12 protein-coding genes are annotated in these 9,955 nt (G+C 36.1%); 10 read left to right on the forward strand and 2 right to left on the reverse strand.

Annotation, left to right across the window (positions count from 1 at the left end):
- Window positions 1-6: 6 nt before the first annotated feature.
- The 5 genes from JUJ52_RS02650 (at window position 7) to JUJ52_RS02670 (ending at window position 5,495) form a co-directional block, all read left to right on the forward strand.
- Window positions 7-843 carry a phage tail domain-containing protein gene (locus JUJ52_RS02650; protein ID WP_228088635.1) on the forward strand — a complete coding sequence of 279 codons (837 nt, stop codon included), beginning with the start codon at window positions 7-9 and terminating at the stop codon, window positions 841-843.
- An 11-nt stretch (window positions 844-854) separates the two neighbouring features.
- Complete coding sequence (locus JUJ52_RS02655; protein ID WP_228088636.1) at window positions 855-2,540, forward strand: glycerophosphodiester phosphodiesterase; 1,686 nt, start codon at window positions 855-857, stop codon at window positions 2,538-2,540.
- A gap of 24 nt (window positions 2,541-2,564) precedes the next feature.
- A complete protein-coding gene (locus JUJ52_RS02660) occupies window positions 2,565-4,817 on the forward strand; it encodes a phage tail protein (protein WP_228088637.1) in 2,253 nt (750 codons plus the stop codon).
- Window positions 4,807-4,986, forward strand: coding sequence for a hypothetical protein (locus JUJ52_RS02665; protein ID WP_228088638.1), 180 nt, complete (start codon window positions 4,807-4,809; stop codon window positions 4,984-4,986). Before JUJ52_RS02660 ends, JUJ52_RS02665 begins: the two co-directional genes overlap by 11 nt.
- 146 nt (window positions 4,987-5,132) lie before the next feature.
- A complete protein-coding gene (locus tag JUJ52_RS02670) occupies window positions 5,133-5,495 on the forward strand; it encodes a phage tail family protein (protein ID WP_228088639.1) in 363 nt (120 codons plus the stop codon).
- Between the two features lie 145 nt (window positions 5,496-5,640).
- On the opposite strand, the gene JUJ52_RS02675 is transcribed toward JUJ52_RS02670, so the two are convergent.
- Complete coding sequence (locus JUJ52_RS02675) at window positions 5,641-6,267, reverse strand: hypothetical protein (RefSeq protein ID WP_228088640.1); 627 nt, start codon at window positions 6,265-6,267, stop codon at window positions 5,641-5,643.
- 58 nt (window positions 6,268-6,325) lie between these two features.
- Between JUJ52_RS02675 and JUJ52_RS02680 the strand changes: the two genes are divergently transcribed.
- The 4 genes from JUJ52_RS02680 (at window position 6,326) to JUJ52_RS23295 (ending at window position 8,641) form a co-directional block, all read left to right on the forward strand.
- On the forward strand, window positions 6,326-6,898 hold the full coding sequence (locus JUJ52_RS02680) for a hypothetical protein (RefSeq protein WP_228088641.1): 573 nt from the start codon (window positions 6,326-6,328) through the stop codon (window positions 6,896-6,898).
- Between the two features lie 125 nt (window positions 6,899-7,023).
- Window positions 7,024-7,365: a hypothetical protein gene (locus tag JUJ52_RS02685; RefSeq protein ID WP_026681329.1), complete on the forward strand. Its 342-nt coding sequence runs from the start codon at window positions 7,024-7,026 to the stop codon at window positions 7,363-7,365.
- 15 nt (window positions 7,366-7,380) lie between these two features.
- Complete coding sequence (locus JUJ52_RS02690; RefSeq protein ID WP_205388718.1) at window positions 7,381-7,608, forward strand: phage holin; 228 nt, start codon at window positions 7,381-7,383, stop codon at window positions 7,606-7,608.
- A gap of 1 nt (window position 7,609) precedes the next feature.
- Window positions 7,610-8,641: a M15 family metallopeptidase gene (locus JUJ52_RS23295; protein ID WP_304956748.1), complete on the forward strand. Its 1,032-nt coding sequence runs from the start codon at window positions 7,610-7,612 to the stop codon at window positions 8,639-8,641.
- Window positions 8,642-9,038: 397 nt separating this feature from the next.
- Here the strand turns inward: JUJ52_RS23295 and JUJ52_RS02705 are convergent, their stop codons facing one another.
- Window positions 9,039-9,260, reverse strand: coding sequence for a spore germination protein (locus tag JUJ52_RS02705; RefSeq protein WP_026682998.1), 222 nt, complete (start codon window positions 9,258-9,260; stop codon window positions 9,039-9,041).
- 147 nt (window positions 9,261-9,407) lie between these two features.
- Between JUJ52_RS02705 and JUJ52_RS02710 the strand changes: the two genes are divergently transcribed.
- The gene (locus JUJ52_RS02710; RefSeq protein ID WP_026682999.1) at window positions 9,408-9,857 is read left to right on the forward strand and encodes a ferritin-like domain-containing protein; all 450 of its coding nucleotides are present in this window, start codon (window positions 9,408-9,410) and stop codon (window positions 9,855-9,857) included.
- Window positions 9,858-9,955: the final 98 nt, after the last annotated feature.

Here is a 9,955-nt window from a genome sequence, read left to right on the forward strand (position 1 = left end):
GTTATGGTGTTTATAGTGTATGACGAATATATGAATTTAAAGAAATTTCCTAATGGGATACTACCTCTTGATATTTTTATTTCATCTATGCAAAAGAATAGAATTATAGATTCAGTCGAAGGAGCTAATGGTGTTATAGATAAAGGATATACATTAAAAACACGACCTGTATCTTTAGAAATTGGATTACTTCCACAAGATACAATGGATTATCGTTTATTAAGAGATGAAGCTTTTGCATTTTTCACTAACCATGACTTTTTATACGTATCAGAAAAATACCAAAAAGGTAAAAGATACAAAGTAACTGTAGTTGATTCATTTATACCAGAACGTTTAACTCAAAAAATGGCAATAGGTACGTTTTCGTTGGAAATGTCAGAATTACCATTTGCGGAATCCATCGGAACTACACAAGACATTGAACAAAACGGAATAAACGCTAATGATAAATTATGGGGCTACGGAATGGGTTTAATAGCGGATGATGAATCATTAAAATACACACATGAAACTAATACTTTCCGTATATACAACGCAGGAAATGAGCTTGTTCATCCTTTTGAACAGTATTTAAAAATAAAGATAAGTAATGTAGTAGGTTCGTTAAGTTATTTACAACTAAAAAACAAGACAAACGGGACTACTTTCCGAGTCAATGAAGAGGTCAGAGATTCACAAACAATTTTGTTAGATGGTCCGAACATAACTTCAAACGGATTACATTTCCTACGCAAAACAAATAAAGAATTTATTGAATTAGCACCAGGGTGGAATGAATTTGAATTAACAGGAATATCAAGAGCAAAGACAGAATTTGATTTCAGATTCTATTATGCGTAAGGAGTGATATAATGGCGCGAAAAACGATAACAACATCTTGGGACGGAGAGAACAGAAATAATTTTGAACATAATTTTAAGGAATTGTATAACGATTTGAATAATATCGTTTCTTCTATAACTGATGAAGTTTATCAAGAAATCATAAACGGATCAAAACTAAATTGGCTTGATTTCGTTGATACCTACGAAGATATAGCAACAACGTACCCTAATCCTTCTGAAAGCGACACCGTTATGGCACGAAGTGATTCAGCAGATTATCCTACAGGACCCGATGACAAAAGGCAAGGTGGAACTATATGGAGGTATGACGGGTCAGAATGGCAACCTATACAAAATATAGATGCTTCCGTGATTAATGCAGTAGAGGAACAATTAACGCAATGGATCGATGCGAACGAACAAGAGATAAATTCCATTAATTCTAAGTTGAGTAACCAAAAATTAGCAGATGTACAAGAACCATTTTATATAGCGCATCGTGGTGCTTCTAACATTTTTCCCGAAAACACTTTAGAAGCATATAAGGGATGTTTAGCTTTAGGTAATAACTTTATAGAAATGGATGTACAGACGCTTGCGGATGGTTCTTTAGGAGTTATGCATGATGATACAGTGAATCGTACTACTGATAAAACAGGGTATGTATATGAATATTCCGCAATGGGATTTAGAAATTTAAACGTAGATGTCCCAACGCCTTATAAAAATGTTAGTGCGCCTTTGTTCGAAGATATAGTAAACACATTCGGAAATTCAGCAATTTATTGTCCGGAGTCTAAAGACAAAAAGTCTGTGCAAAAAATTATAAACGTGCTAGACAAATATAAATTAAAAGATTATGCGCTAATCCAATCATCTGATATCAACGATCTTCAACCAGCTATTGACGCCGGGTATGCAACTTTATTGATAACAAATATGGCAGACCCAGCAACGATTAGCGCTGCTGGAATAGGATATGTTGGTGTTTCGAAAAGCGTTGCTGACTCTTATATCCAATCCTGTATAGATAACGGTCTTAAAGTCATTGCATGGACAGTAAATAATCGTTATGAAAAGGAAGAATTATTAGCAAAAGGTGTGCACGGCTTTTTCTCGGATGATCCTTTTTATTTGTCAGAGTCTATACCGGCATCTAGTAAAGATACTTTCATAGATCAAACATTTGGGCACGGGATGTTAGCTAGTGGCCATACAAACAGAGGCGGTTTTATATCACCGAATAAATGGGGATTTACCAATATACTCACGGATGACACAGTTAGAGAATATGTATTGCAAGGTTGGGCGGGTGAGTTGTCACAAACTTATACTATGAACCTTGATATCACTTTTGAAAGTGGAACGTATTGGGGTTCTGTTGCAATTAACACGCCAATAGACTATTTCGAGGACAGTCCTAACGGTCTTAGTGACGGTTATCAGATTTTGTTTATCGCTAGTGGGTCTATTTATGTGTATAAAGGAGCTAATGGAGTAGCTACGCAAATTGGGAATGTAACTGGTGGCGAAGACTTGCAAAAAGGTACGCCTTTTTCGGTAGAAATCGAAGTAACGCCAACAGGTATTAGAGTAACCAATGTAGATCAAAATCTAACGGCAGAAATCACAGATTCCGAGTATAGAGGCGGATATCTTCACTTCGGGAGAAGAGAAGCTAAGTGGAGTTTTTCTAATGTCGTTATATCCTAATCAATATAGGAAGGAGGACGACAAATGTTTATTCGTGACCTTGAAGGAAATGAATACCCTCTCCAAGCTACAACAAAGATAGATGAGCAATTAAATGGGAATCAATCATTATCACTAAAAATACTACCAACAAAGGTTAATACTCTATTTATCGGAAACGTTACTGAAATGTGGCAAGTTATTACAGATGAAATAACGTATAAAGTGGTTTACGCAAAACGTAAAGGAGAAGGGCAACTAATGTCTACAGACATTAAAGCTGTTCCTTTATTTTTTGATGACTTTGATACACAAAGAGTCTATGAACGATACGACCAACACATGACAGCGCAGGCTTGTTTTACGCTTATATTTGAAGGTTCGGGATATAATTATGTGTTAGTTGATAGTTTCGACGCCATTCAATGGGAAGGTTTTGGCGATGGCGACACTAGACTAACTCTATTCAAGAATGCATTAAATCGATATGGTGCTGAGTTTGAAATCGTCGGAAACATTGTTTATTTAAAAAAGCAAGTAGGACGAGATGCTTCGTTTATGTATCGATACAGACTAAATGCATCAAACATCGTCCAAGAAATAGATGCAGGCTCTTTTTATACCTATGCAAAAGGTTACGGTGACTATAAAGAAGGTGAAAAACAAAACGCCAAACTTATAAAGGAATATACTTCTCTAATAGCTGATATTCCAGGTATAGGTAAACGAGATGCTCCTCCTATCGAAAATGGTAATATCACAAAAGAGGAAACAATGAATAAACAGTTAAAAATTTTGGTTGATGAATCATTAAAAATAAGTGTGTCTGCTAATCTCCATGATTTACGAAAACAAGGGTATAAGTTAGCTCAACCAAAATTAGGAGATAGAGTCTTTTTAATTGATGAACGTATTGGATTAAAAGAAGAAGTTAGAGTGATTGATAAATCTACTACTAAAGATTGGAAAGGAAATATATTAGATTTATCGGTTACATTCGGTAGCGAAGGATTAACGAAGCGACATCAAGCGAATTTAAACACATCTGTAAAAGCGTTAAATGATCTACTAGAGGGAAGAAAAAAGCTTCCTAGTTCAGTATTTGATGACTCTATGCTAAACGCAGTAAATGCCATTAAAAACGCTCAAACAGAGTTGCAATTTCCCGATAAAGGCGGAATATGGGGTATTGACCCAAGCAACCCAAATTATGTGACAGGTTTTACATCGCATGGGTTTATGGTATCGATAGATGGCGGAAATACTGCCGAAGCAGCTATTACTGGTGAAGGCGTTGTGGCAGAAAAAATCATAGGACAATCTATTATTGGAGTTAATCTGTCCTCGGTCAATGAAGATGGATATTTTAGCGTTAATGGATCAGATGCAGAGTTTTTTGATGTAACGAATGGACGTAAAGTGTCGATTAGTCCTAATGGAATATACAGTTATAATGCTGATAACACTGAACGTTTTAGAGCGGATGGATTATTGGTGACAAGCGCTGCGCTTGGTACAAGCAATTCTAACGTTTATCTAGCTCCAGATTCAAAAAATGAGGTTCGTGTGGTTGATGTAAAAAGTATACCATCGGATGGTAGTGCTGATAATTACACATATAGACCAATTAGAACAATGGGAGTGAGGTTTACTCCTAATGGCAATGGATATCTCGGAACAGACGGAGAAATAAGAGTTACTTCAAGCGGTTTTCAACAAGAGGATGGATCGTATATTTATCGTCCACTACGTTCTAGCAGACTGTTCAGTCATGGGGTAATTGCTAACGCCACAAGTCTTTGGATGGGCACAGACAGTGCAATGCATGTAGTTAATAAAGGGTATGCGAACGATGGCACGGGTTCCCCTATTTATAGAGATGTTTTTGCTAATCAGATATGGGGTGGCGCTTTTATAACCCGAACAGAAAATGCTTATATTGGTATGGATGGAGTTTTAAAAGTAGTCAATAAAGGATTAGAAGAAACTTATAGACCGGTATGGGCTGGCTCTTTCGAAAATAAATCTTTACGAGAACTAAAAAAAGATATTGAAGTTTTTCAAGATGATGTTTTAGGCATTATCAAAAGCACAAATCCACATACCTATCGCATGAAAACAGATTCTAGCACCGCAAAAAAACAACTAGGTTTAATGGTTGATGAATCGCCGGAAATCATTAAAGGTAGCGACGGCACTACTATAAGTCAGTATCCTTTAACGACGTATGTATGGAGAGGTATGCAACAAATCATAGATCGATTAGAACAAATAGAGGGGGATTTATATGCATCCTAATAAGGATTTCATTATTCAATCGTTGCAAGTTCAGCTATCGCAAGCATCGTTAAATGTTGCACAACGTGATGCGATCATAACTGAACAAAAACAACAATTGGACGAACTAAAGAAAGAGTTGGAACAGTCACGAAAAAAGCAGATAGAGGAAATGGATAACGCCGAGTAAGGCGTATTTTTTATGTCTTAAAACAGGGGGTTAACAATGGATGGTCAATATTAAGTTTTGATGATGAACCTGGCCAAAGTTATGAAGCTATTTTAATTAGTGATATGAGTGACTTTGCTAGAAAGTCATGGCTGTGGTTTGGGACGTTGAGGTTTGTAGCAAGAGCAACACTAGGGCAAACTTACAATCTAACCATACAAACAAATTTAGCAGAACATGCCATAACCGGCCAAGAAAAAACACCGTTTTACACAACCACGGTGTTTGAAGTGCCACAGGAAAGGTTTACGCTAGAAGCTAGCAATGGCTTGTACATCTTGCTTAATTACAACTTTATTGCTGGAGATGTGCTAGAAATAGATTATACGACTCGCAGCGCTATTTTAAATGGCAAAAACATAGACACCGCAATAAGCATTAAATCTGTTTTTAAAGAGTTGATACCTGGTCAGATGGAGTTTGTTGCTAGTCATAAGAGTACGGTTAGTTATACGGAGAGGTATTATTAGGAGGGATATTGATGGAAGATTTCATAAATTTAACACAAATTCAGCTATTGGTGAAGTATTGGTGGTTTTGGATATTTCTTTTTGTAATATGTATGTTCCTTGATAAAAAAAAGACTAGTTGATACTAGTCCATACAAGTTATTGCTTATTGTAAACAAAAACTAATGAAATTTTTTCCTAAGTCAGATACTTTTATTCTTTCTTCTAGTGCGTTATCTTTGGCGCCAACAGCTATAGCTCCAGAAAAAACTTGAAGTAATCCAAAATTACGCAATTTATTTACAGAAGCTAAGATGAAATATGGTTCATTATATTTGACATAATTAATCTCATTCACTGCTATAAGACGATTTTCTTTATGTGACAGTACTAGCAACTCAATATCTATTTCTGATAAGGAATCTAATACTTCTAGAAAAAAATCTATTTCAGAGTAGGAAGTTTGATTAACGCCGTTTAACAGTGAATTAACAAAAAGAGTTTTTAAAGCATTTATTTTAGATTTTCTTGCTTCAATTTCAACTTTTCTAGAAAGTTTTTCAATTAACATAGCAAGATATTCATCATCATGACTGCTATTTCTTAATGCATTAGATAGTTTTTCGTCCAAGGTCTTAATTCCATTAGCAACATCTGAATAAAACTCTTCAAGTCTTTCAATCTCTTTATTTGTTTTGACAGATGTATATATGCTTGCAATGCTGCCTCCGATGTATGGAATTAGGCTCAATGAAACGGCAATAGCGGTTTCTTTTTTTGATTCTTTATCCATTAAAATCAACTCCTATCACTCAAGATAGGTTAATTTTACCACAGAAAGGAGGAAATCCATGGCAGAATTATATATCCTTGACCAGGATGATATATTACTTACAATACTATCTGAAGAAACAGGGCTTATTAGCGCACCTATCCGAGAGGAATTGAACCAGGTGCCTAATGAGCCTTTTGTATTTATTGTTGATGCCGAGTCTGAAAAGGCTAAATGTGTGGTAGAACAGAACCAAGTCGTATTCAGGGATTACGAAGGCGACTTGCGTTTATTTCGTATTGTGGAACTTGATGATAGTGACAGTGAAAACGGAGCTGAAACCATTGCCACATGCGAGCCTGCCTTTATGGAACTGAAAGATCACGTTGTCCTTGATCGTCGTTTTAGCGACAAGACAGCTGATGTTGCTTTAGATGCAGCACTAGCTGGTACACGTTGGACAGGTAAAGTAATGGCTGACTTTGGTCTAGCGTCTGATAACTTTTACCATATCTCTAGAGTTGATGCTGTATGGGGTGTACGTAACACATGGGGCGGTGATCTCAAAGACGTTGTGCGGTTTGATGATAATAACAACATCAGCGCAAGAGAAATACATCTAGTACAACGTTTGGGATCCGACAAAGGATAACGTCGAGTAAGGCGTTATTTTTTATGTTGGGGGCGAGGGCAAAGGGGATGCCCTCTGGCCACCTAAAGTGAAAAAGTGGTTAAGAATATAATACGAGTATAATCCTTACGGTTAGGGGGTCGAGAATGGCAGACCAAGCAAAGGAAGTGGAGGACATGAAAGAATTCATGACGGTGCTCATGGATGTTAAAGTGTCACTTGCAGAACAGAGTGGGAAGTTGGACAGCTTGCTAGATATGAAAGATAAGATTAATGAAACTTATGACATCGCTAAAGGAGCATATAATCGGTCGAAGGAAAATGAAAAAGATATTGACGATTTAAAGAAAGGTATATCATCCACTGCAAGCAAGGAAGATGTGGAACGCATTGTAAAGCAAAGAGAAAATATGTTTAAGAATTTACCGTCATGGTTGGCATTAGCCATATCCATAGCGGTTTTTTTATTGACTTATTTAGCAAATTAAAGGGAGGAATATAAAATGAAACAAGCAATTGTAAGACTTGTCGTATTAGGGTTTTTACTAGCAAATCAGGCATTAATGCTATATGGGTGGAACCCACTACCATTTAGCGAAGAACAAATATATGAAGGAGTGTCAACAGTAGCTACAATTGGCGTAGCTGTATGGGCATGGTTTAAAGACAATCCTGTTACTAAAAAAGGAAAACATAATGAAAAATTCTTACGTGATAGGGGGATGAAGTAAGATGGCGGTGTCTTTAAATACATTATTAGAACGTTCTATTCGTAATATGGGTAGTGGCATGAACCAAGTTGTTAAGGAAACAGCACTAGAAGTGATTAAACGGGCGTATAAAGAAGGGATATACGTCCAATTATCTGATGGGTACCGTTCACACGAAGAACAACAAAAACTATATAATCAAGGGCGCACAACTAGCGGTAATATCGTAACAAATGCTAAACCCGGGCAATCATTGCATAATTATGGACTAGCTGTAGATTATTTCATTGTTAGCGATGATGGTCAAAAGGCTATATGGACAGTTAATGCAAAGTGGAAAAGAGTTGCAGCAATCGGTAAGTCGTTAGGTTTTGAATGGGGTGGGGATTGGTCTAGCTTTAAGGATTATCCTCATTTACAAATGACTGGTGGTCTTACTTTATCACAACTACAAGCTGGTAAACGTCCTAAACTTACAAGTAAAGTAGACGATATAATTACAGCACCAGATCAAAAAGTAGAGTCCGAAACAGTAACAAACTGGATCAAGGTTACTGGTGATTGGAAAGGACAGACGCTTAGAAATGGTCAATATGGTAAGCCTGTTAAACAATTACAAACGATGCTATCTAAAAACAATCCTCCATTCTATCCAAACAAAGGAGCTAAAAACAACGGTATTGATGAATATTATGGAGACGACACAGAAGATGCAGTAGAACGTTATCAATCTTACTATGGGTTGAAACGGGATGGATTGGCTGGTAAAGAGGTTTATGGATCCTTAAAAGAGAATGAACCAAAAAGTAAGTCTAAACCTAGCCAAGCCAAAGGTACTGTTCATTTGCCTGCTTCTGCAAAAACGTGGAGGACATACAAACTTAATGTTAAACCTGTAAAGAAGAATAGCGATTGGAGCCTTACTCCTGCTCGGTATGGTGGATTAACTTATAAAATATTAGATAAACCATATCCAGATGTAGTTACTATTAAAACAGGAAGAGGTAAGCGTAATATTTATGTTGGTTCTGGTACTAGTGCTGTGATTAAGTAAGCCAAGTGACGTTAACAGTAAATGAGTGTGATTAGAATAAATAAAACCCCTCTTTACTTTGGAGAAAGTAGAGGGGCTTATTTTAAGGTGGAGACAGTTCGTTATAACGGCTCCATTTTTATTTTGTCCGCTATCCAATACTTATACAATAACTTAGAAGGAGGTGTTTATTAAAACTATTAATTTTTCAAATGAATTTATAAGCAATTCATGTTGATTTATTAAATTGGCTGGAGGATCTATACGTTCTAAATTAGTTAATATTTGTCTGTATAAATCAATGTTTTGGGTATCTGAATGATCCAATGCACAGCAGATTAGTTCCCCTATATTGACCAACTCGGAACAGTATTCTGTTAAGTCCATTTTTATCCCCCACTTATAGTACTAATAGTAGTTATGCATTAGAAGTCACATTTTTGTCATTTATATCTGAATCGTAAGGATTTGTAGTACTGAAGCCACTATTTGAATTTATGAAATCACCAGTATTTAAAGAACCAGAACCCGAATTTGTATCGGAAGCACGCTTCGGAGCAACATAAAAGGAATCACCGAAGTTTATGATTGCCGGTCTTCCAACACGGTTAACTTTTATAGGACCAATAATTGATGGCATGATCTTCACCTTTCACTATTTATTTTATTTTTAGATTATGATTTTTTCATGTTACATGTGTCTAGATTGATAAAATATGTATGATGTGCACCCATTTAATCCTTCTTACATAGATTAGTATAGGTTTTTTAGTTAGGAGGAAAGCTTATGTACAATTATGGGTATCATTACTACCCCTATGAAGAAGACTACTATAGGCAACAACAGCTTACTGGTGATATAGAAAAGGCAATTAATGGGCAGTATAGCGCAATAAGTTGTTATGAAAAACTGGCTCGAATGGCTCCAACAATGGCTGAAAGAGAGCAAATACTGGAAATAAGGCAGGATGAAGTAAAACATTATCAACAATTTATTTCTATTTATACCAACTTAACGGGTAAACAGCCACAACCACAAATCATAGAGGAATGTCCAGATAATTATTTAGAAGGATTAGAATTTGCATTACAAGATGAACAAAAAACCACGGATTTTTATTTAGATATTTCTGATGAAGCAACAACACCGCAAATTAGAAGAACATTCAGGCGTGCTGCCGCAGATGAACAAAATCATGCAGTGTGGTTCTTATATTATTACATGAAAAATAGATAAACTAGGTCATATCGATTGATATAATAAGTATTATTTTTTACTATCTTTTGATAAGGCTAAAAAAGTAGTAAATATGTGAGAGCGGAGTGAATGAAAAT

Source organism: Virgibacillus sp. AGTR (genome assembly GCF_016919725.2).
GTDB classification, from domain to species: Bacteria; Bacillota; Bacilli; order Bacillales; family Amphibacillaceae; genus Virgibacillus; species Virgibacillus salarius.